This window comes from Nonomuraea sp. NPDC050790 (assembly GCF_044456745.1).
In the GTDB taxonomy this organism is placed as follows: Bacteria; Actinomycetota; Actinomycetes; order Streptosporangiales; family Streptosporangiaceae; genus Nonomuraea.
Genome location: NZ_JBITGF010000001.1, coordinates 1,487,965 through 1,510,554, shown reverse-complemented (window position 1 = coordinate 1,510,554; position 22,590 = coordinate 1,487,965). Strand labels below are relative to the sequence as shown.

The window sequence follows — 22,590 nt, the reverse complement described above, 5'->3', positions numbered from 1 at the left end:
GTCAGCCGGCGAGGAAGCGCAGCAGTTCGTCGGTCACGAAGCGCGGGTTCTCCTCGACGAGCCAGTGTCCCGCCTTCGGCACGTCCACCGCCCGCACGATGTTGGTCAGTCGCGGGGCCACCGTGGCCTTGACCGCCTTGGCCTGCCCCTGGGCGGCCATGACCAGGGCCGGGACGCGTACCGGCGCCGCCGCCTCGGTGTCGCGGACGTCCTTGTCCAGGGCGCGGTAGAGCTCGAAGCCGCCGGACAGCGCGTCGGGGCGGCTGTAGGTGCGGGCGTACTCGTTGATCTCGGCGTCGGTGAACGGCGAGCGGTTCGAGGTGCCGCCGAACGCCGTGCCGCCGAAGGAGACCTGCGGGTAGAACAGCGCCAGGTACGCGCGCACGTCGTCGCCGACCACCGTCTCCGGCACCTTGGGCTGGGAGTGGAAGGCGATGTGCCAGCTCAGCGAGCGATAGGTACGCGCATCGACGGCCGGTCCCGGCAACGGCAGGTCGAGGTAGCCGAGGCGGTCCACGTCGGAGGGGAACTGGGCGGCGTACTGGAAGGCCACCGCGGCCCCGAGGTCGTGACCGACGACCCGCGCGTCGCGCACGCCGAGCCGGTCGGCGATCAGGGTGTGCACGTAGCGGGCGAGGGTGGCCTTGTCGTAGCCGGTCGGTGAGCCGGTGCTGTCGCCCAGCCCGGGAAGGTCCACGGCGTAGACGGTGTGGTTCTTGGCCAGCTCCGGCATGATCGGCCACCATCCGAACCAGGTCTGCGGCCAGCCGTGCAGCAGCACCACGGGCGGGCCGCTGCCGCCGGTCACGTAGTGCATCTTGACGCCGTCGACGTCGGCGAACTCGTGCCGGAACGTCTGGGCGAAGCGCGGGTCGTCGCGCGTGGCGACGGTGTAGGGCGCGGCGGGCGCGGTGGCCGATGCGGTGGCCGGTGTGGCGGCCGGTGTGGCGCAGGCTCCCACACCGGCGGTGAGCAGGACGGCGAGCGTGGCGGAGACCAGCGCGCGCAGGAGGCGGCGTGGCCGTGGTGCGGAGTTCATGAGTTCCTGTCCTGAGAAGTGGTGGGTTCAGCGACCGGTCGCGCCGTCGATCAGCTCGCGGAGGATGTCCGCGTGGCCGGCGTGGCGCCCGGTCTCCTCGATCATGTGGGTGAGCGCCCAGCGCACGCTGGGCGCCGGGCCTCGCCGGGGCAGCTTCGCGCCCAGGTCATCGCATCGGTCGAGCACCTCGTTCGCGCGCTCGACCGTCTCCCGGTAGCGGGCGACCACGTCGGCCACGCTGTCGGACGGCGCGGCCCGGAACGTCGCCGGCCAGTCGGTGACCTTGTCCCCGAGGAACGTCGCGCGTTCGACGCACGTGAGGTGGTTGAGCAGGCCGAGCAGGTTCGTGCCCGACGGCACCCCCGCGGTTCTGACCTGGGGTTCGGGCGCGCCGTCGACCTTGGCGGCGATCGAGGTGCGCAGGTAGTCGAGGAAACCGCGCAGGACCTCGGCCTCGCCGCTCCCGGTGCGGGGCGGCGGGGTGTCGCGGCGGCGAGCGGTCGTGGGCATGACGGGCTCCTTCCGATTCGGGCGGTACGGCGTCGCCGGTCTCAGCCGGTACGCCGGTGGCGGTCGGTCTCAGGTGGTGCGGCGGATCAGCAGGACGTGGTCGGTCACCTCGGCGCGGCGCCCGCCGGGACCGGTCGCTATCCGGCGGGGCGACTCGGCCCGCTCGACCGTCCACGCCGCCGGGTCCAGGTCGAGGTCGGCGGCGACCTCCCGAGGGGCGGGGAACCGGGCTTCGGGATCCTGGTTCCACGACCAGGGCGCGGCCGAGCCGTGGTCGACGACCAGCAGCCGCCCGCCTGCCCGCAGCGCGTGCGCCGCGGCCCGCAGGACGCCAGCCCGGTCCAGGTCGAACGGGGTGTGCAGGTAATGGGCGCAGACCAGGTCGAACTCCCCCTGCGGGAACGACTCGCGCAGGTCGTGCCGCTCGGCCGCGATCCGCTCCTCCAGGCCGCGTGAACGGGCGAGGCGGGCGAGCCGTTCGACCGCGACGGCCGAGATGTCGGCGGCGATGACCCGCCACCCGCGGCGGGCCAGCCACAGGGCGTCGCCGCCCGCGCCGCAGCCCAGGTCGAGCGCGTCGCCCGGCGGCAGGTCCGCGACCGTCTCGGTGAGCCGCTGGTTCGGCCGGGGGTCGCGGGCGAGCGGCCGGTTCGCATAGACGCTGTCCCAGAACGTGACCGCATCGGTGGTGCTCATCACTCCTCCTTCTGTCGTGACGCGCCCAGGTTCGCCGGAGGCACCGCGATCCAGCAAGGAAACTTGCGGTTCTGGCAAGATGGCCGGTGTGGACCAGGAAACCGATGACGTGCTCGACGCGGTCGGACCGCGGCTGCGCGCGCTGCGCCGCGAACGCGGGCTCACCCTCTCCGACCTCGCGGCGACCACGGGAGTGTCGGAGAGCACGCTGTCCCGGCTGGAGAGCGGGCAGCGCCGGGCGACGCTGGAGCTGCTGCTGCCGCTGGCGCGCACCTACGACGTCCCGCTGGACGACCTCGTCGGCGCCCCGCGCACGGGCGACCCGCGCATCCACCTGAAGCCGATAGAACGCTTCGGGATGGTCTTCATCCCGCTGTCCAGGCGGCCGGGCGGGGTGCACGCGTTCAAGATGATCATCCCCGCGGTGCCCGAGCCGCTCGACCCGGCCCTGAAGACGCACGAGGGCTTCGAGTGGCTGTACGTGCTCAGCGGCCGGCTGCGGCTGGTGCTCGGCGACCGGGACCTGACGCTGCCCGCCGGGGAGGCGGCCGAGTTCGACACGTCCCTGCCGCACTGGCTGGGCAGCGCCGACGGCGGCCCGGTCGAGCTGCTCATCCTGTTCGGCCTGCAGGGGGAGCGCGCGCACGTGCGCGCCCGCCCCGAGGACCGCCACTGAGCCGGTACGGCCCGCCGCTCAGAGGCCGAGATGGGTCAGCACGGCGAGCACCCGGCGATGTCCGGAGTCGGCGGGGGAGAGCCCGAGCTTGAGGAAGATGTTGCCGACGTGCTTGTGCACCGACCGCTCGGTGATGACCAGCCGGTCCGCGATGCCGGTGTTCGACAGGCCCTGGGCCATGAGGGTGAGCACCTCGCGCTCCCTCGGCGTCAGCTCGGCCAGCGGATCGGCCCTGCGGACGAGGAGCTGGGAGACGACCTCGGCATCCAGCGCGGTGCCGCCGTGCGCGACTCGGCCGAGCGCCTCCAGGAACTCCTCCACCCTGCTCACCCGGTCCTTGAGCAGGTAGCCGACGCCGCCGCTGCCGTCGGCGAGCAGTTCCCTGGCGTAGACCTGCTCGACGTACTGGGAGAACACCAGCACCGGCAGCCCGGGACGGCTCCGCCTGGCCTCCAGCGCCGCCTGGATGCCCTCGTCGCGGAAGGACGGCGGCAGCCGTACGTCGACGATCACGACGTCCGGGCGGTGCTCGGCGACGGCGGCCAGGAACGCGGGCGCGTCGTCGGCGATCGCGGCCACCTCGAAGCCCGCGGAGGCGAGCAGGAGGTTGAGTCCCTCGGCCAGGACGACGTTGTCCTCGGCGATCACGACGCGCACGGCAGGTCCACCTCCAGCGTCGTCGGACCGCCGGGCGGGCTGGTGAGGCGGGTGGCGCCGTCCAGCGCGGCGACCCGGCGCCGGATGCCGGCCAGGCCGCTGCCGCGTGACTCGTCCGCGCCGCCGTGTCCGTCGTCGGCGACGGTGATCAGGAGGCTCGCCCCCTCGCGGCGGATCGCCACACTCGCCCGTTCCGCGCGGGCGTGCTTGGCGATGTTGGTCAGCGCCTCGGCGACGACGAAGTACGCCGTCGCCTCCACGGCCGCCGGCAGCGGGCCGAGCGCGTCCACGGCGACCGTGACGGGTACGGGGCAGCGGGCGGCCAGTGCGGAGGCCGCGCCGTCGAGGCCGCGGTCGGCGAGGATCGGCGGGTAGATCGTCCGCACGACGCCGCGCAACTCCGCCATCGCCTCCTCCGCGCCGTCGCGGGCCTCGCGCAGCAGCCCTCTGGCCCTTTCGGGGTCGTCGGCCATGGTCCGCTCGGCGACCCCGAGGCGCATGGCCAGGGCCACGAGCTGGGCCTGCGTGCCGTCGTGGAGGTCGCGCTCGATGCGGCGCAGCTCGGCGGCGTGGGCCTCGAGCGCGCCCGCGCGGCTCTCGGTCAGGACGTCCACCCGTTCGGCCAGCCGTTCAGCCGATGAGGGCCTGAGCAGGGCCCGCACCATGCGGGCGTGCAGGCCGGCCAGCGGGCGCACCGCCCACAGCAGCAGCGCCACGCACACGAGCAACTGGCCCGCGCCCGCGGCCAGCGCGGTCGCCCAGCTCGTGACCGGCACGGCCAGCAGGCTCAGCGGCCGATCTACGGGCGCCAGCCACCACAGCGCCATCTGCGCCAGGGTCACCGGCGGCCCGGCCAGCGCGAGCAGCCCGACCGCACCGAACGGCAGGCCCACCACGAGGTGCGCGGCCACCCAGGCCAGATCCCGCCGCGTCGCCGGGTCGGTGATCACCCGCCGGAACCCGGCGGGCGGGTCGGGACGCCTCGGCGGCACGGGCTCGCCCAGGTAGGCGTGGGCCCGGCGCCAGGCCGGGCCCGTCCACCTGCGCAAGCCCAGCAGCGCCAGGGGCAGCAGGACGAACCCGAGCCCGGCGGCGGCCACCGTCGCGGACGCGCCGAGCAGCAGCAGGGGCATGGGCAGCGTGGCGACACCGGTGAGCAACGCGCCGGTCAGATACCGGGCCGCCCGCAGGTTCGCGCTCGTCACGATCACGAGAACCAGTCTGGCCGCTCGCCGAGGCCGTGCCAGTGGAGCCCGCTACACCATCGACAGGGGTGCGTGCCCGCTCGTGGCGGCCCGGCCGCCTTGCCTAGCGTCGGCGGGCATGACGACCAACCAACTGACCGGCACGGCCGTGCCGTGGCGCGGCGTCGCCGCCTTCGTCGCGCTCGCGTTCTGCGGCGCGTGGGTGGCCATGCTGCCCCTCATCCTGAACGGCTTCCGCCGCACCGAAGCCGCCCACGACATGACGCCGCTCATCCAGGTCTGCATCGCGGCGATGATGCTGACCCCCGGCCTGGCCGCGTACGTGGTCCTGCGGCGGATGCACCGACCGGCGAGCATCCGGGTCGCGATCGGCCTGGTCAGGCCGCGCCCGGCGGGCAGGCTGGTGCGGGAGAGCCTGCTGGCGCTGGCGGTGCCGTGCGCGCTCCAGCTCCTCGCGCTCGGCATCGCGGCCCTGGCCGGGACCTACCACCTCGACCTCGCCGACTTCTCCGGGTTCCGCGCCCAGTTCGCCCCTGACACCGTCGGGCAGAGCGGGGTGCCCGTCGCCGAACTCGTGGTCTGGCTGGGGACCCTCGTGCTCGGCATGGTGCTGTGGCTGCCGATGTTCTTCGGCGAGGAGCTGGGGTGGCAGGGCTACCTGCTGCCGAGGCTGGCGCCGCTCGGGCCGTGGCCGGCGATGGGGCTGACCGCGCTGGTGTTCGCGCTGTGGCACCTGCCCACGCTGATCATGGGTGGCCAGTACCCGGGACACTCGCCGGTGACCTCGGTGATCTACATGGTCATCAGCACGGTCCTGCTCGTGCCGATCTTCGCCTGGCTGCGCATGCGCTCGGGCTCGGTATGGCCCGCGGTGCTCGCCCACACGTTCGTCAGCCACGCGGGCGTGCGGCTCGTGTGGTTGTTCTCCGACGCGAGCCATCCCATCGATCCCCTTCAGGTCGGCCTGAACGGCTGGCCCGGCTGGATCGCCATGGGCACGTTCGTCGCCTTCCTGGCGCTGACCGGCCGGCTCCGGTGGACGCATGACGCATGACGCCGCCCCTGACCTGGAATTTTCGCGCAGAGTAATGGCATAAATGATGAATTCCCTGCCCATCAGATCAGGAATGCCGCGAAACAGTGTTTCTTATACGGAATGCCTGGAGTCAATTACATACCTTCCTTAACTCCAGAATGGTGATTAAAATCACGTCGATGACGACGCATCTGGCCCGTTACCTCACGCCGATGGAGGACAGCTCCCGGTGGGACGGGTTCCAATTCCGGCCCGGCGACATTGTCATCAATTCGCCGGCGAAGTGCGGCACCACCTGGACCCAGATGATCTGCGCGCTCCTGATCTTCCAGACGCCCCGGCTGCCCGGGCCCCTGTCGAGCCTCTCGCCGTGGATCGACATGCTCGTGCGTCCTAAGGAGGAGGTCTGGGAGCGCCTGGCCGCGCAGCGGCACCGCCGTTTCATCAAGACCCACATCCCGCTCGACGGCATCCCCACGGACCCCCGCGTCACCTACATCACGGTCGGCCGCGACCCTCGCGACGTGGCCATCTCCCTGCGCAGTCACGGCAAGAACCTCAAGCGCGACGTGATCAGGCGGCTGATCCACCAGGCCGCCAACCCCAACCCCGACCACGGAGCCGGCGCCGGTGAGGTGCAGGTGGACGGCCACGACGACAGGGACCTGCTCGACGAGCGGTCGTACCTGTTGCGGTGGGTGGACAACGACGACTCGCCCTTCGTCAACCTCGACTCGCTGCGCGCCCTGATCTGGACGCAGAGCCGCGCGTGGGTGCGCCGCACCGAGCCCAACGTCATCCTCCTGCACTACGCCGACCTCTCCGCCGACCTCGCCGGGGAGATGCGCAGGCTCGCCGGACGGCTGGACATCCACATCGACGAGAACACGTGGCCGGAACTGGTCGAGGCGGCCACGTTCCAGCAGATGAGAAATCGCGCGGACGAACTCGCGCCCGACGAGCAACTGGGCTACATCCGTGATCGCGAGCGCTTTTTCCGCAGCGGCACGTCGGGCCAATGGCAGCAGTTCCTCACCCCCGAGGACCGCTCACATTACGATCACCGGATGGCCGAACTCGCGGAGCCGGACTTGCTGGAATGGCTCCATCACAGGCCAGCTGATCGATGATAAATCAGGAAATTCCGGATAAACCACCCGACGCGATCGCGTTTGTGACGGTCGATCGCGTCTCCTCCTTAGGCGACATTTCTGAGCATGTGTGGAATGAGGTTGCCGACCCGCGGGACCTGTTCCAGAGCCGCGCGTGGCTGTGCGCTCTCGAACGGTACGGCGACGCCCCCGTCACCTACCTGATCGCCCGCCGCGCCGGGGACTCACGCATCCTCGGCGCCCTACCCCTCTACGACTCGCCGCCCAGCCGCGGCGACTACCTGACCTGGCCGGAGCTCCACTTCCGCGACCTGCTCGCCACGGCCCCGCGCGGCGGCCGGCTGGGACTGCTGGCCGGCTCCTGCGCGGGCTTCGGCACCCGCCTCATCCTCGACCGCACCTTGCCGGGCCCGGCCAGGACGGCAGTCCTGCGCGCGCTCCGGGACGCCGCCGGGGTCGTCGCGGCCGAGCGGGGGCACCCGTACACCTTCTTCCTGTTCCTCGACGCCGCCGCGTGGAGAGAGCTCGCCCAGGTCACCGGCGACGGGGACCACCACCGGCTGGCCGGGGTCGCGCGGACCGAAGTGGAGCTTCCCGGAGCGGGCTTCGCGGACTACCTGGCGACCCTGCCACGCAACACCCGCACCAGCGTCCGCAGGGAGGCTGGACTGTTCGCCAGGGAGTGCGCTACCGAGCTCCTGCCCCTGCGCGAGGCCATCCCCGCCGTGGCTCCGATGATCGTGAACGTGCGGGCCAGGCACGGGATGGCGTACAGCGTGGAGGTGGTCGCGCGGCGCCTGTCGGCCTACGCGGGCGCGCTGGGCGAGGACTCGACGGCCCTGCTGTGTAGGGCGGGAGGACGGGTCGTCGGCGCCGGGGTCATGTGCCGCTGGCATGACCGGCTCCACGTGACCGACTTCGGGCGCCTCGACGACGGGGCGCCCGACCCGTTCGTGTACTTCAACGCCGCCATCTACGAACCCATCAGGCACGCCTACGCGGCCGGGCTGTCCAGGGTCGTCACCGGGGCCGGGGCGGAACTGGGCAAGGCCAGGCGCGGCGCCGCCGTGCTCCCGCTGGTGCACCTGGCCTGGTCCGCCACCGACGGGCCGGACCGGCCACCCGGCGATCAGCCGGTCAGCGATCGCCCGCTCGGCGATCTTCAGGTCGGCGACCGGCCGCGTGGCGATCGGCCGGGCGGTGAGCGGCCGGTGGGGGGCACGCCGGCGGAGGATCGCAAGACGTACTGGCGCAGGTTGCGCAGCGCTCATCCCACGTACTTCCCGCCGGTGTGGGATGAGCTGCTGTGACGTGACAACGAGGGAGATCAGCGTGAGCCGAGGCCACGAGCTGGGGTTTCTCGGGCGGCCACGTGACCCGGGCGAGGTCGCCCTGGTCCACGGGGGTCGCGAGTTCACCTTCGGCGACGTCGCCGCGCTGGGCGCGGACGTCGGCGACCTTGTCCGTTCTCAGCGTCTCGGACGCCGCGTGGTCGGCGTGCCCGCGGAGCGCGGCCCGGGGTTCGTCGCGCGGCTCGCGGGGGTCTGGGGCGCGGGAGCCGTACCGGCGATTCTGGGGGAGTGGGGGGCTGAGCGGGTACGCGGCGCGCTGACGGCCACCCGCGCCGCGGCGGCCTTCACACCCTCGGGCGGCCTGGAACCCCTGGACACCACCGCGCCCGAGCAACCCGACGAGACCAGTCACATCCTCTTCACCTCCGGCACGACGGGCAGGCCCAAGGGCATCGTCGTCGGGCGGACCGCCTTCGAGGCCGCCATCACGGCGTTCTTCAAGGAACTGCCCGTCGACGCCGCCGACCGGGTCGCCTTCCTCGGCCGACCCGGCCACGACCCGAGCCTGCGCGAGCTGGTCGCGCCGTGGGTGACCGGAGCGACGCTGTTCATCCCGGACCGCAGCACGGCCGCCGATCCACGGCTGCTGGCGGGCTGGCTGGCGGAGCACTCGATCACCGTGCTCCAGGCGGCACCGGTCCTGCTCCAGCTCGTAGCGGGGACCGCGCCGCGTCCCGTCGAGAGCCTGCGGCTGGTCTGCTCGGCGGGGGCCAGGCTCACCGCCGCGACGCTGCGCGCGGCAGCCCGCCTGGCTCCGCACGCCACGGTCGCCAACTGCTACGGCGCGTCGGAGACCCCGCAGGTCCTTTGTATGCACCGGATACCGCCGGGACAGGCGGTACTGAGCGAGGACCCGATCCCCATCGGCCGCCCGCTCGGCCACGCCGTCGTCAAGATCGTCCCCGCCGGCGAGGGACGCCTGTACGTGGAGGCCGCCGCCTGCGCGCTCGGCTACACCGACGGCACGCCGCTGACGGCTCCCGGCCAGGACGGCCGCCGCTGGTACGACACCGGCGACCTCGTCCGCGTGCTGCCGGACGGCTCGCTGTCCTTCGTGCGGCGGGCCGACCGGCAGGTCCAGGTGAACGGCGCCCGGGTGGAGCTGGACGAGATCGAGGGCGCGGCGGCCCTGGTCCCGGGCGTGCTGGCGGCGACGGCGACGTTCGCCGAGGACGGCGCGGGCGTGGGGTCCGTGCGCCTGACCGTCGTGGCGACCGCCACGACACCCGAGGAGGTACGCGCGGTGCTGCGCGACCACCTGGACCCCGCGGTCATGCCGTCGACCATCGAGGTACGCGACGCACGTCCACCGGTTGTCCCGGCGGAAGAACCGGCCTTTGAAGCGGGGGGACAGCCGGCGGGTGCTGGTGCGGTGGGGCTGATGGAGGTGTTGCGCGCGTGTGCGCGTTCGGCGCTGGGCGGGGGCGAGATCGATCCTGACGGCGGCTTCTTCGAGGCCGGTTTCACCTCGATGTCGCTCATGGCCTTCGTGTCGGAGGTCTCGGTCCGGCTCGGTACCGAGATCTCTCCTCTGCTGGTCTTCCAATACCCGAGCCTGAACAGCTTCGCCGGCCATCTGACGGCGGTGCGCGAATCGGAGGGCGGATGACATGGGCGATCTCGTTGAGCCGATCGCGATCATCGGGATGGCGGGCCGTTTCCCCGGCGCGGACGGCACCGGGCAGCTCTGGGACAACCTCGTGGCCGGGCAGGAGGCGGTGCGCTTCCCGTCCGAGGAGGAGTTGCGGGCCTCCGGCGTGCCGCAGCGGGCGCTGGACGACGCGGCCTACGTGCGGGCGGTGGCGGAACCGGCGGGCCTCGACCTGTTCGACGCCGGGTTCTTCGGCCTGACCAGGCGTGAGGCCGAGACGTGCGACCCCCAGTTGCGCCTGTATCTGGAGACCGCGCACGCCGCCGTCGAGAACGCCGGCCACGACGCCGCGCGGCTCGGCAGGGCGGGCGTGTTCTCCTCGGTCGCGGCGAACCGCTACGCGATCGGCCGCGTGCTGGGGAGCCTGGAGTCGCTGCGGAGCGCCACCGGCATGGCGGCCGGCATGTGGAACAACCCCGACAGCGCCTCGACGCTGGTGTCGTACAAGCTAAATCTGCACGGCCCCAGCATGACCGTGCAGACCGCGTGTTCGAGCTCGCTCGTGGCCGTGCACTTGGCCGTGAACGCGCTGCGCCTGCACGAGTGCGACGTCGCGCTGGCCGGAGGCGCCGATGTCGAGTTCCCCGTCGGGCACGGCTACTGGTGGGCCCAGGACGGCCCGCTGAGCAGGGACGGCCACTGCCGGCCCTTCGACGCGGCGGCCACGGGCACGATCTTCGCCAGCGGCGTGGGCGTCGTGGTGCTCAAGCGGCTGGCCGACGCCGTGGCCGACGGCGACAGGATCCGCGCGGTGATCAGGGCCGTGGCGGTCAACAACGACGGCGCGAACAAGGTCGGCTTCACCGCGCCCAGCGCCGACCGGCAGGCGGAGGTCGTGCTGCGGGCCATGGAGGCCGCCGACGTGGGCCCCGAGGACATCGGCTACCTGGAGGCGCACGCCACCGCGACCCGCCTGGGCGACGCCATCGAGATCGCGGCGCTGAAGCAGGCGTTCCGCGGCCGGGCCCCGTCGGAGCCCCCGTGCCTCATCGGCTCCATCAAGGGGAACGTCGGCCACCTGGGCCACGCGGCGGGCATCACCTCGCTGATCAAGGCCGCGCTGTCGCTGAGCCACGAGCAGATCCCCGCCAGCATCAACGTCGAGAACGTCAACCCGCTGCTCGACCTGGACAACTCGCCCTTCGTCGTCAACGACAAGCTACGGCCCTGGCCGCAGTCCGAGGGCCGGCGGCGGTTCGCGGGCGTCAGCTCCTTCGGGATCGGCGGGACCAACGCGCACGCGATCCTCGAAGAGGCGCCGCCCCGCGTGACCGGCCCGGCCGAGCGGACGCCCGAGCTGATCGTGTGGTCGGCCCGCACCGCGCAGGCGGCCGAGGTCTATCCCGAACGGCTGGCGCGGTCGTTCAGGGAGAGCGCGGAGCCGCTGGCCGACGTGGCGTACACGCTGGCGCACGGGCGCACGCCGCATCCGGTGCGCGGGGCCGTGGTGGCCGAGAGCGTGGCCGACGCGGCGGCAGCCGTACTCGATCCTCTGCGGCGCGTCGTCACCCCAGGCGAGCGGACGGACCGGAGCGTCGTGTTCCTGTTCCCGGGCCAGGAGGCGGCGCACCCCGGCATGGCGGCGGAGCTGTACCGCACCGAGCCGGTGTTCGCCAGGGCGCTCGACGAGTGCGCGGCCCTGTTCGAGACCGCGGACACCACGCCCTTCAGCGTCGATTACGCGCTGGGCCGGCTGTGGCTCTCCCTGGGCGTCGAGCCCGAGGCGCTGCTCGGCCACGGCGTCGGGCAACTCGCCGCCGCCGCGCTCGCCGAGGTGTTCACCCTTCCAGACGCGGTACGGCTGGCGCGCGCGTGGGGCGACGCCGAGCGGTTGCGATCGGCCCTCGACGGGATCCGGCCGGGCCGGCCGCGTTGGACGATCTACACCGCCGAGGGCCCGGCCGACGTGCGGAGCGCGGACTTCTGGACCCGGCCGTCCGTCCCGTTCCATGAGGCGCTGGAGGCCGTGCTGTCCGGCGGCGGCCGCGTGCTGCTGGAGGTGGGTCCAGGGCGCACGCTCACCACGACCGCACGCGCGCATCCGGGCGTACGGGGCAAGCGGCACCTGGCGGTGCCGACGCTGCCGAGCGGGCCGTCGAAGCCCGCCACGGAACGTGCCTCGTTCCTGCACGCCCTGGCCCGCCTGTGGACCTTGGGCACGCGGGTGAAGTGGTCTGTGGGGCCGCGGGAGCGCGTACCGCTGCCGGGTTATCCGTACCAGCGCGAACGGTTCTGGATGGAGCGACCAGCCAAGGACACCCCGTCCACGGCCGCCTCGGCTGACGTGCCCGCGGCTGAGGAGGCGGTGTTCCGGCTGCCTACGTGGGTGGAGGCGGAAGCGCCCGGGCAGCCCGCCGACGCCCCCGGCCGGGCGCTGGTGGTCCTGCCGGACGACGAGCGGCGGGCCGACGACCTGCTCGCGCGGCTCCGCCAAGCCGGGTGGGAGGCGCACGGGGCCTCAGGTGCGGAGGCCGTACCGCTGCTGGCGGAACTGCGGGAGTCGGAGCGCTACCCGGCGGCGATCATCGACGCGACGCAGCTCGGCCCCCTGGCCGAGGCCGGCCTGAGCACCGTCGACGACCAGCTCGACACCGGTTTCCACCGCCTCGTCACGTTACTGCGGGAGGCGGCGCGGCGGGCACCGGACAAGCGCGCCCGCGACGTCCTGGTCCTCACGGAGGGGGCCGCCGACGTCACGGGCGGCGAGCGCACACACCCGGCACGCGCGATGCTCCTCGGGCTCCTGCGCAGCTACACGCTCGAAAACCCGCGCGCCCGCTGCAAGCTCGTCGACGTCCAGGACGGCGTCAACGGCCACCGGCTGCTGGCGGAGCTGCGTGACGTGGGCCGTTCGGAGATCGTCGCCCTGCGCGGCGACCGCCGCTGGGTCCCGGGCGAGCGCGCGTTCGTCCCGGACGCGCCCGCGTTCGCGCTCGGTGGTGCGGGGTCCGTGGACCTGCGGCGCGGTGGTGCCTATGTGATCACGGGTGGGCTCGGTGGACTCGGGCCGGCCGTGGCGCTCGGGCTTGCGCGTACCGGGTTGCGGCCCCGGCTGCTGCTGCTCGGCCGGCGCGTGAGCGGAAACGAGGGCGCGCTGGCCGAGATCGAGGCCCTTGGCGCCGAGTGCCGTGCCGAGAGCTGTGACGTGACCGATCTGGCGGCGCTGCGCCGGGTGCTCGACTCCTTCGGTGCCGTCAACGGGGTGTTCCACCTCGCCGGAGTCGTGGGTGACGGCATGATCCAGTTCCGGACGCGGGACCAGATGGCGGCGACGCTCGCCCCGAAGGTCCACGGCACCCTGGCGCTGGTCGAGGCGCTGCGGGACCGGGCCGGGCTCGACTTCTTCGTGGCCTTCTCCAGCCGCGCCGCGCTCAGGGGCCTGGTGGGCGGCGCCGACTACGCCGCCGCGAACGCCTTCCTCGACGCGGTGGTACGCCGCCAGCCCCTGCCCGGAGTCGCCTCGACGACCGTCAACTGGCCGTCGTGGTCGGAGGTCGGCATGGCCGCCCGCCAGGCCAGGCGCTCGGAGGAAGCCGGGCGGCCGGAGGGAGAGGTGCGTTGGTCGGCCCCGCTGTCGGCGGAGAACTACCCGATCCTTGACGAACACCGCATGGAGGGCGTGCCGGTGCTGCCCGGCACCGCCCAGGTCGACTTCGTCCTGCGCGCCTTCCGCGAGGCCGTCGGCCGGCGCGACGGCCGGTGCGAGCAGATCAGCCACATGGTCTTCCGGCAGCCGATCACCACCCCCGAGCCGGTCACGCTGGAGGTCGGGTTCGTGGCGCACGAGGGCTTCTGGCGCTTCACGGTACGCACCGCGCCGCTGCCGTCCGGCGGCCACCGCGTCCACACGACCGGCGAGATCCGGCTCGCGGAGACCGGCGCGGACGCGGTGGACCTGGCCGCCCTGCGCGCGTCGCTGCCCGACCGGCGGGTGCCCGTCAACGACGCGGAGAACCGGCTGTTCACCATCGGCCCGCGCTGGCCGAGGGAGGAGATCTGGACCTCGGAGCAGGACGGCGCCACGAAGCTCGCCGGCCTGACCTTCGCCGAGGCGTTCGCCCACGAGCTGGGCGAGCACGCGCTGCACCCCACGCTCCTGGACGCGGCGGTGTCGCTGGCGCGCGACCCCGACCGCGAGCCGCCGCACGCGCCCTTCGCCTATCAGTCGATCGTGGTGTACAGGCCGATCCCGGCCCGCGCGTTCAGCCACATCCGCCGCCGCCCGAGCGGTTCCGACACGATCGTGGCCGACATCGACGTGCTGACTCCCGAGGGCGCCGTCGCGGTGGCGGTCAGGGGCTTCACCATGCGCCGCGTGGACGAGTCCATGGTCGCCCCGAGGGAGCAGCCGGTCGCCGGGATCACGCCCGCGACCGGGTTCGAGATGTTGCTGCGCGTCCTGCGGGGGCCCGGCCACCGCCAGGTAGCGATCACCCTGCCAGGAGAGGACGCGGTACTGAAGAACGCCCCGTCCAGGCCGGACGCCGGGGATCGGGAACCATCCGTGCGCGAGCCGGGCCGGACACCTGTCCGCGAGGCTGGCCGGACACCATCGCCTGAGCTTGACCGGACATCTGCACGGGAGCCGGATCGGACCACCGCGGGCGAGCCCGGCCGGACGTCGTCCGGCGACGGGTCGCTGGAGGAGCGGCTGGCCAGGATGTGGTGCGCGGCGTTCGGGGTGGAGTCCGTCGGCCCCGACGAGGACTTCTTCGAGCTGGGCGGCGACTCCTTCACCGCCGTGGAGCTGGTGGAGGAGATCCGCCGGGCGTTCGACGTGGACGTGGGCATCGCGGCGGTCTTCGACCACCCGACGGTGGCCGAGCTGGCGGCCGAGCTCAGGCGGCTGACCGGGTGAGCCGGTTGATCCACTCGCGCAGCGTCGCGGGGTCCAGGTCCTCGACCATCTGGTGGCCGCCCTCGACCAGGTGGACCGTCGCCCCCTCGGTCGTGTAGCGGCCCCAGTCCTCCAGACAGGCGGCGTCCCAGGAGCTCGCGTCGTCCTTGGCGCCGACCGCGATGATCGGCGCCTGGAGCACCGGGCGCGGGTCCGCCTCCAGGTAGCGGTTGAGCAGGTGGTACTCCGAGCGCCACAGCCGGGCGTACTCGGGCAGGGCCGCCGTGTCGGCGATGTGGCGCGGCGCCTCGATCTCCTCGGCCAGCGCCCGGTCGGGCAGCTCGGCCAGCGGTGACAGGGGCGTGCGGTGCGGCGGGTACTGGCACATGACGACCACGCCGCGCAGCCGCCGCTCCAGGTGCCTGCCCGCCTCCAGGCAGACCAGGCCGCCCATGCTGTGGCCCACGAGCACGACCTCGCCGGCGCCGGACCCGTCGATGAGCGCGGCGAGGGCCGCGCCACGCTCGTCGACGGCGGGCACGCTCATCGGCTCGCTCCAGGTGGCCCGGCGGATGACGGGCTCCTGGCCCGCCTCGTTCCACTGGTCCACGAACTTCGTCCGGCCGCCGAGGCCGGGGACGAAGACGACGGCCGGGCCGCCGTCCAGTGCCGGATAGACCGTGTAGTTCGCAGACTCCTGACCACCCACGCCATTCGCTCCTATTGCCACATTTGACGAAGTGTGAGGACACGCCTTACCAGCTATTTTGCCAAATCCTAGCGCTGATCCCAGCGGGTAACCATTTATCCCACGACCGGCGAAATTTCCGCGACTACTGGTTCATTTACGTAGATCTGTGGCAAAGTGTGACAGGTGTCGACGCTGCTTGCCGCCGCCGTGATCATCCTTATCGCTTCAACGGTGCACGCGGTGACGGGGTTCGGTTACGCGCTCGTCGCCACCCCGTTGCTGGCCCTCACCGTCGACCCGCACACCGCCGTGGTCGCCACCACCGCCTCCGCCCTGGCCATGACCGTCACGGTTGCCGTACGCCAGCGCGAGCACGCCGAGTGGAAGGTGGGCATGATCGCCATGGCCGGCATCGTGCTCGGCATGCCGCTCGGCCTCTGGGTGTACGCGGTCACGTCCCCGCAGGTGCTCACGGTGCTGATCGGGATCGGCGTCCTGGGCTGCACGCTGATGGTGTGGCGGCGGGTGAAGGTGAAGGGCAACATCCCCGTCCTGGTGGGGGTCGGCCTGCTGTCCGGCGCCCTGTCCACCTCGACCGGCACCAACGGGCCGCCGATGGTCGCCGCCTTCCAGGGCATGGGCTACGACCCGGCCAAGTTCCGCGCCACCCTCGCGGTGGTGTTCGCGGGTACGAGCGTGCTGAGCCTGGTCGGATTCGCGGTCGCCGGGCAGGTGACCCAGCAGTCGATCTGGATCGGGCTGGTGGGTCTGCCGGTCGTCCAGTTGGGGTATTTCATAGGAAATGCCATCTTTAGTCGTATTGATCCGGATCGCTTCCGCAAAGTGGTGCTGGTGGCGCTCCTCGTCAGCGCGGTCGTGACGCTCTCCAGCGCACTCAGCGGCTGACCTGACTCCCCGGAAATCAGCGGATTTCATGGAAGACCCAACCGTTCACCCCCTCTCAGCCGTCTTTTCTATATGACGGATTCCGCGGAGTTCGAGGCCTTCGTCGCCGCCTGGTACCCGCGGCTGCTGCGCGCGGCCATCCTCATCAGCGGGGACCGGCACGTGGCCGAGGACGTGCTCCAGGACGCGCTCATCAAGCTGGCGCGCCGGTGGCCGAAGGTGCACACCGATCCGGTCGGCTACGTGCGTACCACTTTGTACAGGGACGTGTCCTCACGGTGGCGCAGGCGGCGGGAGTTCGCCTACGGGGAGCCGCCCGAGCACGCCGACCGCGACACCTCGGGCGCCTCCGACCTGAAGGTGGTCTTCGCCCGCGCGCTGGCGAAACTGCCGGTGAAGCAGCGGGCGGTGCTGGTGCTGCGCTTCTACGAGGACCTGCCGGTCGGCGAGGTCGCCGAGGTCCTCGGGGTCTCGTCCGGGACGGTGAAGAGCCAGACGCACGCGGCGTTGAAACGGCTGCGCGAGGTCGCTCCCGAACTGGAAGAGGTGTTGATATGACCGACCAGCGACTGCGGGAGCTCTTCCAGGACCTCGCCGAGACCCTGCCGGAAGGCCACTCGCACGCCGACGAGCTGTGGCGGCGGCGCACGAGCGGTCGCGCCCGCCGAAGGTGGACGGCGCTGGCCGTGCTCGCCGTCGCGGCCGTCGTCGTGGTGGGGATCACCGCGTTCCCGCAGGAGGTCGAGCGCGGCACCGTCCACACGCCCGGCGTCAGCCCCACGCCCTCGGCCCCGTCGCGGCCGGTGATGGACCGCGCGCCCGCGAGCGCCGACGAGGCGGCGCTGCCGCCGCTCTCCGCCGGGCTGCCGGAGCGGTGGGCGGACCTGCCCGTCGTGGACTCGGCCTCCGGTCCCGTGCTCGCGCTGGCCGCGTTCGGCGACGGGCGGATCTACATGATGAAGGCGGGCGGGCGCGTCCCGCTGGACGTGAAGCTGGCCGAGTCCACGGACGCCGCGGGCAACGGCGGCACGCCGCTGAAGCCCAACGCGCTCGCCCCCGACGGCACGCGCGCCGCCTTCCCGCAGAAGGACGAGGTGGTCGTCGTCGACCTGGTGATCGGGCAGGCCAGGCGCTACCCGGTGCCGGGGTTCAACGAGGTCGTGCTCTGGCGCGGCGAACAGCTCCTCGTCGAGCAGGAGGCCGCCAACTATCTGCTCGACCTGGGGACGGGGCAGGCGGAGCGGCAGCCGTACAAGGGATTCACGGGGGTGGCGGGCTACCGCGACCTCAGGATCGTCTCGCCGGAGGCCGGCGGCTGGACGGTCCTGCGCGAGCGCGGGGCGGGGGAGGTGCGGCTGGACGTCCAGAACGTCACGAACGAGGGCAGCATGCCGGTCGGCGTCCTGGGCAACCACGGCTGGCAGCGTGACGACCTCGTCGCGAGGTCCGCGCTCGCCCACCCCGAAGTGGCACAGGGGGCGGACGTGGTCGTGGTGGCCGACATCGCCACCGGCCGGGTGGTCAGGACGCTGCTGCTGCCCTGGGGTCCTTCCGGGGCCACGAGGTGCGGCAAGAGCGGCTGCCCGGTGCGTGGCTGGATCGGCCACGACACCGTGATCGTCGAGAGCGGCAAGCGATTGCTCGGCTGGAACGTCGACACCGGCGCGCTGTCCCGCGTCGCCGTGCTGCCGGAGTCCGTGACCGCCTACTCCCTGCGGCCGGGCTGAGCGGCGGGCCAGACGCCGGCGCGCTCGTAGGCGGGCAGCCATTCGCCCTGGTAGGCCGCGCGGATCGGCTCGGGGAACGGGGTCAGCACGGCGGCCGTGGTCGCGGGCGAGGCCCCGTCCAGCACCCAGGGCAGGAAGCGCGGCGCGTCGTCGCCGACCCGCGCGCTGTGCTCCTTGCCGAAGCGCCGCCACTGCTCCTCGGTGAGCGTGACGTCGATCAGCGCGAGCGTCTCGCTCTCCTCGTGCTTGAGGTGGCCGGTCAGTACGGTCCCCAGCGCGTCCACCAGATCGCCGAGCCGTTCGTGACCGGAGTCACGGTCGGCAAGGGCGGCGTCGACGGCGGCGAGCAGCGGGTCGATGGCCGCGTGCTCGTCCTCCATCGCCGCCAGCAGCGCCAGCTCCGCGGACCTGCCGGCAAGCGCGGCCTGCATGACCGGCCACAGGAAGGCGTCCTCGGTCGAGTGGTGGATGTGCAGGTAACGCTTGAACATCTCCCACCCCGCCGCCGAGCGCAGCAGATGACGCGGATCGTCACCGGTGCGGGCGGTCAGGCGCGCGAGCCGTTCCAGATCACGACGGAGCGCGTCGTGAAAGGTGATCATCATGGTCATGTCGAGCTTCATGGCTTCACTCCGATGCGAGACGGCGGTCCCCGAAGCATCGACCCCATCGTGAGCAGGAACAACGCCGGATCCTGCATAGAATTCATAACCCGGCGGTTATCACAGAAGGTGCAGTGTGGAGCTTCGCGACATCGAGATCTTCCTGACGCTCGCCGACGAGCTGCACTTCGGCAGGACCGCGGAACGCCTGCGCGTCTCCCAGGCCAGGGTCAGCCAGGCGATCAAGAAGCAGGAGCGCCGCATCGGCGCCGCGCTGTTCGACCGCACGAGCCGCACCGTCACCCTCACCCCGATCGGCCGCCGCCTGCGCGACGACCTCCAGCGCGCCTACGACCTCATCCAGGACGGCATCGCCCACGCCACCGCCACCGGCGGGGGCCTGCGCGGAACCCTGCGGCTGGGCGTCATCGGCGTCCTGGGCACCGAGCTGTGCCCGGTCATCGACGCGTTCCTGGAGCGGCATCCCGGCTGCCGCGTGGAGACCTCGGAGTTCCACCTCGGCACGCCGTTCACCGGGCTGCGCGGCGGCGAGGTGGACGTGCAGCTCATGTGGCTGCCGATCCAGGAGCCCGACCTGAGCACGGGCCCGGTCGCGCTGACCGAGGGCCGCGTGCTGGCCGTCTCCAGCTCCAGCGACCTGGCCGGGGAACGGTCGGTGTCGCTGCGGGACCTGGCGGGGCGTACCGTGCCGGACCTGGGCGAGGCGGCGCCGGAGTACTGGAGCGAGGCCCTGATCCCCAGGCGTACCCCGCACGGCGAGGCGATCCCCCGGGGACAGACCGCCCGCACGATCCACGAGACGCTCACCCTCGTCGCGGCCGAGCGCTTCGTCAGCCCGCTGCCCGCGCACGTGGCCCGCTACTACACCTATCCGGGCGTCACGCTGGTGCCCATCGACGACGCGCCGCCGGTCGAGTGGGCCTTCGTCTGGCCGACCACCGGCCACAGCGCGCCGTTGCGCGCCTTCGTCCAGACCGCCCTCGACGTCGTCACCCGCCCGATCGCCCCCGCCTAGGGCGTCAGGGCGGCGGCGAGCCGTTCACGCAGCGCGGCCTGCCCGCCGGGCTCGGCATACAACGTCACGGTCAGCCCGGACTCGGCGGCGTCGGAGAAGACCGCCAGCAGCGTCGCGAACTGCCCGGGATCCTCGGCGCCGAGCAGGTCCCCGGCGTGGGTCACGAGCAGCGCCACGGCTCCGGCGTCACGCAGGCAGTCCGACAGCGCGTCCCAGTTGTGGCCGAAGTAGGCGGGAAAGCGCAGCACCCGTGCCACCTCCTCGAAGAAGGCGGCACGGGTACGGCAGAGCCGCCCGTCCAGCACGTCCGGCGCCGGATCGGTGCACACGCTCAGCCAGCGCGGCAGCGGAGGTGCGGTCATGAGGTTCCTAGAGCCGGTAGAAGTCGGTGTAGTGGTTGGGCGAGAACCACGTCACGCCGGTGCCGCGGTTGACGACGATCCGGTACGCGTCGCGCGGGGCGCCCTGCGTGCGGGAGTAGACGTCGTACTCATGGTAGGTGGCGCCGCTGGGGAGCTGGCCTTCGCGGTTGTAGAAGCGTCCGCCGGCGAAGTTGGACCGGCCGTCCGGCCAGGAGTACCAGGTTCTCGTCGTGGGGAAGCCCTTGGAAGCCCAGATCGACCTCGCCGAACGCGCGTCGGCGCACCGGGACATGGTGCAGGAGTTGTAGACGGTCGCGTGGGCGGGGACGACGCCGGCCAGGCCGATGAGCGTGGCGAGGGCGGCGAGGACGACGGTGAGCCTCACCGGCCAGAAGGGTCCGGGGCGGGGCGGAGTGGGCACGAAGCCTCCTTGCGGGGGATGCGACGGACACTCCCATCGTCACCCGGTCAACAACTCCATATCGGGCTGAATACCGTCAACGGCTGGTGAACATTCGGGTCAAGGGCGGCGGCGGGCGTACAGGCTGGTGACGGTGACGGTGGCGAGCACCGCGACGATGACCCCGAGGGAGGCGAGCGTGGGGATCTCCGGCACCTGCGGCCAGATGCCGTGGGCCCAGTGCAGGATGAGCTTGATCCCGATGAAGGCCAGGATGACGCTGAGCCCGTGGTCGAGGTGGCACAGCTTCGTCAGCACGCCCTGCAGCACGAAGTAGAGGGCGCGCAGGCCCAGCAGGGCGAAGGCGTTGGTGGCGAAGACGAGGTAGGGGTCGGCGGTCACGCCGTACACCGCGGGGACGGAGTCGACGGCGAAGACGATGTCCACGGCGAAGACGGCGACGGCGGCCAGTGCCAGCGGGGTGAGCGTGAGCGTGCCGTTCTCGCGGACGAACAGCTTCGAGCCCCGGTAGTCGGAGGTGACGGGCACGAAGCGGCGCACCAGACGGACGGCGGGCAGCTTGGAGACGTCGATCTCCCGCTCGCGCCCGCTCAGCGCGCCCTTCAGCACCTTCGCGGCGGTGACCAGGAGGATCGCGCCGAACAGCAGGAACGCCCAGGTGCCGCTGCGCAGCGCCGCGGCGCCCAGCATGATGAAGACCACGCGCAGCAGCAGGGCGCCGACGATGCCGTAGAGCAGGACCCGCCTGGCCAGTTCCGCCGGGACCGCGAACGCCGCCAGCAGCAGCATGAACACGAACAGGTTGTCGACCGACAGCGACTTCTCCACGACGAAGCCGGTCAGGAACTCCACCGCCACCGTCGTGCCGTAGGCGAACCACAACCAGGCGCAGAAGATCACCGGCAGTGCCAGGTAGAAGACCGACCAGGCGACCGCCTCGCGCATGCCCACCTCGTGCGGCCGCCTGGTCAGGACGAGGTCGATCGCCAGCAGGAGCACCAGGGCGGCGACGGTCACCGACCACAGGAGCGGCGAGGCGATCGACATGTGGCCTCCTCGAACGGTGCGCGGCGTTCGAGGTCTCCCTCACCCGCTGGTACGGGCGGCTGCCCGGGGACGCTGCCAGGGTCCGTCTTGACCGGGTCAGCTCTTGAGAAGTACTCCCCTCGGGACTCCAGGATAGTCGTTGACCTGGGAATACTCTCGGGCGGATAGTGGAAGAGGGGTGATCCGCATGTCGATCACCACGTTGCTGGAGGTCGTGTTCGGCGTCCTGCTGGTGCTGTCCACGATCATCACGATGGGCGTCCTGTGGACGCCACCGCCACGCGGCCGCCGGCATCGGTGAGGCCCTGCCGGGCGTTCCCGAGGGAGGCGCCCGCCCAGATCAGGCCGATCAGGAGCGGGTATACGGCACAGCGTTCGGCGAGGCCGATGAGGACGTTGGTGCCCGAGCCGGCGAGGGTGAAGAAGCCCACCAGGGCGACGAGGCCGAACCCGCCGAGGACGACCATGGCCCTGCCGGTCCGCCGCGGGATCGCGACGTCCCGATGCAGCAGTCCGAGCACGAGGGTGAGCACGTTGCCGCCGATGATGCCGGCGAAGGCGCCCAGCCCGTGATAGTCGACGGCGGCGTCCGCCGATTCGCCGGATCCGGGGAAGAAGGCCAGCAGCACGCCCCCGGCCGCCAGCGAGAACGCCGGGATGAGCACCGCCCAGCGGCGCCACCCGCGCGGACCCCTGAGCATGGCGGTGCCGGCGAACAGGGTGATCCCGAAGAGGAAGAAGCCGGTGTTCATGACCCACGCGAGCGGCGAGTACATGAACTGCCCGAACGCCTCCGTCGGGCCGTGGACGCCGAGGTTGCTGATGTAGTGGTGGGTGTAGCTGTAGGGCGGATCCGTCCACGCCGCCGAGGCGATGAACTCGGCGAGGAAGAAGATCACTCCCCCCGCCATGAGTACGGCGGCCGCAGCACGATTTCGTGTCATCGTTTGCCTACTTTCACTGGTGTCGGTACATGACTGTATCGATACCAGTTTCGGTGTCAAGCCACCTATCCGCTACGATGGCG

General features: G+C 72.1%; 21 protein-coding genes. 10 read left to right on the top strand and 11 right to left on the bottom strand.

All coding sequences use genetic code 11. The features are described from left to right. Position 1: 1 nt before the first annotated feature. From ACIBEJ_RS06805 to ACIBEJ_RS06795, 3 genes are all read right to left on the bottom strand, one after another. Entirely contained in the window at positions 2–1,039 is a 1,038-nt protein-coding gene (locus ACIBEJ_RS06805) for an alpha/beta fold hydrolase (protein ID WP_397181640.1), read from the bottom strand. 27 nt (positions 1,040–1,066) lie between these two features. Continuing rightward, on the bottom strand, positions 1,067–1,549 hold the full coding sequence (locus ACIBEJ_RS06800; RefSeq protein WP_397181639.1) for a DinB family protein: 483 nt from the start codon (positions 1,547–1,549) through the stop codon (positions 1,067–1,069). 69 nt (positions 1,550–1,618) lie between these two features. After that, a complete protein-coding gene (locus ACIBEJ_RS06795; protein ID WP_397181638.1) occupies positions 1,619–2,245 on the bottom strand; it encodes an SAM-dependent methyltransferase in 627 nt (208 codons plus the stop codon). 88 nt (positions 2,246–2,333) lie between these two features. Here ACIBEJ_RS06795 and ACIBEJ_RS06790 point away from each other — a divergent pair, with 88 nt between their 5' ends. After that, positions 2,334–2,921: a helix-turn-helix domain-containing protein gene (locus tag ACIBEJ_RS06790; protein WP_397181637.1), complete on the top strand. Its 588-nt coding sequence runs from the start codon at positions 2,334–2,336 to the stop codon at positions 2,919–2,921. Positions 2,922–2,939: 18 nt separating this feature from the next. Here ACIBEJ_RS06790 and ACIBEJ_RS06785 read toward each other — a convergent pair whose 3' ends face one another. Then, positions 2,940–3,578, bottom strand: coding sequence for a LuxR C-terminal-related transcriptional regulator (locus ACIBEJ_RS06785; protein WP_397181636.1), 639 nt, complete (start codon positions 3,576–3,578; stop codon positions 2,940–2,942). After that, the gene (locus ACIBEJ_RS06780) at positions 3,566–4,789 is read right to left on the bottom strand and encodes a sensor histidine kinase (RefSeq protein ID WP_397181635.1); all 1,224 of its coding nucleotides are present in this window, start codon (positions 4,787–4,789) and stop codon (positions 3,566–3,568) included. The genes ACIBEJ_RS06785 and ACIBEJ_RS06780 overlap by 13 nt, the downstream gene beginning before the upstream one ends. A gap of 112 nt (positions 4,790–4,901) precedes the next feature. Here ACIBEJ_RS06780 and ACIBEJ_RS06775 point away from each other — a divergent pair, with 112 nt between their 5' ends. From ACIBEJ_RS06775 to ACIBEJ_RS06755, 5 genes are all read left to right on the top strand, one after another. Continuing rightward, the gene (locus ACIBEJ_RS06775) at positions 4,902–5,837 is read left to right on the top strand and encodes a CPBP family intramembrane glutamic endopeptidase (RefSeq protein WP_397181634.1); all 936 of its coding nucleotides are present in this window, start codon (positions 4,902–4,904) and stop codon (positions 5,835–5,837) included. Positions 5,838–5,998: 161 nt separating this feature from the next. Next, the gene (locus tag ACIBEJ_RS06770; protein WP_397181633.1) at positions 5,999–6,949 is read left to right on the top strand and encodes a sulfotransferase domain-containing protein; all 951 of its coding nucleotides are present in this window, start codon (positions 5,999–6,001) and stop codon (positions 6,947–6,949) included. Beyond that, positions 6,946–8,241, top strand: a complete 1,296-nt coding sequence (locus tag ACIBEJ_RS06765; RefSeq protein WP_397181632.1) for a peptidogalycan biosysnthesis protein — start codon at positions 6,946–6,948, stop codon at positions 8,239–8,241. The genes ACIBEJ_RS06770 and ACIBEJ_RS06765 overlap by 4 nt, the downstream gene beginning before the upstream one ends. Before the next feature lie 22 nt (positions 8,242–8,263). Next, positions 8,264–9,892, top strand: a complete 1,629-nt coding sequence (locus ACIBEJ_RS06760; RefSeq protein WP_397181631.1) for a non-ribosomal peptide synthetase — start codon at positions 8,264–8,266, stop codon at positions 9,890–9,892. 1 nt (position 9,893) lies between these two features. Beyond that, positions 9,894–14,792: an SDR family NAD(P)-dependent oxidoreductase gene (locus ACIBEJ_RS06755; protein WP_397181630.1), complete on the top strand. Its 4,899-nt coding sequence runs from the start codon at positions 9,894–9,896 to the stop codon at positions 14,790–14,792. On the opposite strand, the gene ACIBEJ_RS06750 is transcribed toward ACIBEJ_RS06755, so the two are convergent. Next, positions 14,773–15,480 carry a thioesterase II family protein gene (locus ACIBEJ_RS06750; protein ID WP_397181629.1) on the bottom strand — a complete coding sequence of 236 codons (708 nt, stop codon included), beginning with the start codon at positions 15,478–15,480 and terminating at the stop codon, positions 14,773–14,775. The genes ACIBEJ_RS06755 and ACIBEJ_RS06750 overlap by 20 nt on opposite strands. A 165-nt stretch (positions 15,481–15,645) precedes the next feature. On the opposite strand from ACIBEJ_RS06750, the gene ACIBEJ_RS06745 reads away from it, so the two are divergent. The 3 genes from ACIBEJ_RS06745 to ACIBEJ_RS06735 all read left to right on the top strand — a co-directional run bounded on the left by ACIBEJ_RS06745 (position 15,646) and on the right by ACIBEJ_RS06735 (position 18,095). Continuing rightward, the gene (locus ACIBEJ_RS06745; protein ID WP_397181628.1) at positions 15,646–16,368 is read left to right on the top strand and encodes a sulfite exporter TauE/SafE family protein; all 723 of its coding nucleotides are present in this window, start codon (positions 15,646–15,648) and stop codon (positions 16,366–16,368) included. A gap of 72 nt (positions 16,369–16,440) precedes the next feature. Continuing rightward, complete coding sequence (locus tag ACIBEJ_RS06740) at positions 16,441–16,926, top strand: SigE family RNA polymerase sigma factor (RefSeq protein WP_397181627.1); 486 nt, start codon at positions 16,441–16,443, stop codon at positions 16,924–16,926. Next, complete coding sequence (locus tag ACIBEJ_RS06735) at positions 16,923–18,095, top strand: hypothetical protein (RefSeq protein ID WP_397181626.1); 1,173 nt, start codon at positions 16,923–16,925, stop codon at positions 18,093–18,095. Before ACIBEJ_RS06740 ends, ACIBEJ_RS06735 begins: the two co-directional genes overlap by 4 nt. Here ACIBEJ_RS06735 and ACIBEJ_RS06730 read toward each other — a convergent pair. Continuing rightward, positions 18,074–18,718 (bottom strand): hemerythrin domain-containing protein, encoded by a 645-nt coding sequence (locus tag ACIBEJ_RS06730; RefSeq protein ID WP_397181625.1) that lies wholly within the window; start codon positions 18,716–18,718, stop codon positions 18,074–18,076. The genes ACIBEJ_RS06735 and ACIBEJ_RS06730 overlap by 22 nt on opposite strands. Positions 18,719–18,833: 115 nt before the next feature. Here ACIBEJ_RS06730 and ACIBEJ_RS06725 point away from each other — a divergent pair, with 115 nt between their 5' ends. Continuing rightward, complete coding sequence (locus ACIBEJ_RS06725; RefSeq protein ID WP_397181624.1) at positions 18,834–19,733, top strand: LysR family transcriptional regulator; 900 nt, start codon at positions 18,834–18,836, stop codon at positions 19,731–19,733. On the opposite strand, the gene ACIBEJ_RS06720 is transcribed toward ACIBEJ_RS06725, so the two are convergent. The 4 genes from ACIBEJ_RS06720 to ACIBEJ_RS06705 all read right to left on the bottom strand — a co-directional run bounded on the left by ACIBEJ_RS06720 (position 19,730) and on the right by ACIBEJ_RS06705 (position 22,507). Continuing rightward, complete coding sequence (locus ACIBEJ_RS06720) at positions 19,730–20,095, bottom strand: barstar family protein (RefSeq protein ID WP_397181623.1); 366 nt, start codon at positions 20,093–20,095, stop codon at positions 19,730–19,732. The two genes, ACIBEJ_RS06725 and ACIBEJ_RS06720, sit on opposite strands and share 4 nt — an antisense overlap. A gap of 7 nt (positions 20,096–20,102) precedes the next feature. Continuing rightward, a complete protein-coding gene (locus ACIBEJ_RS06715; protein ID WP_397181622.1) occupies positions 20,103–20,516 on the bottom strand; it encodes a ribonuclease domain-containing protein in 414 nt (137 codons plus the stop codon). 99 nt (positions 20,517–20,615) lie between these two features. Further along, positions 20,616–21,563: a TerC/Alx family metal homeostasis membrane protein gene (locus tag ACIBEJ_RS06710; protein ID WP_397181621.1), complete on the bottom strand. Its 948-nt coding sequence runs from the start codon at positions 21,561–21,563 to the stop codon at positions 20,616–20,618. A gap of 248 nt (positions 21,564–21,811) precedes the next feature. Beyond that, on the bottom strand, positions 21,812–22,507 hold the full coding sequence (locus ACIBEJ_RS06705; RefSeq protein WP_397181620.1) for a DUF998 domain-containing protein: 696 nt from the start codon (positions 22,505–22,507) through the stop codon (positions 21,812–21,814). Positions 22,508–22,590 lie beyond the last annotated feature (83 nt).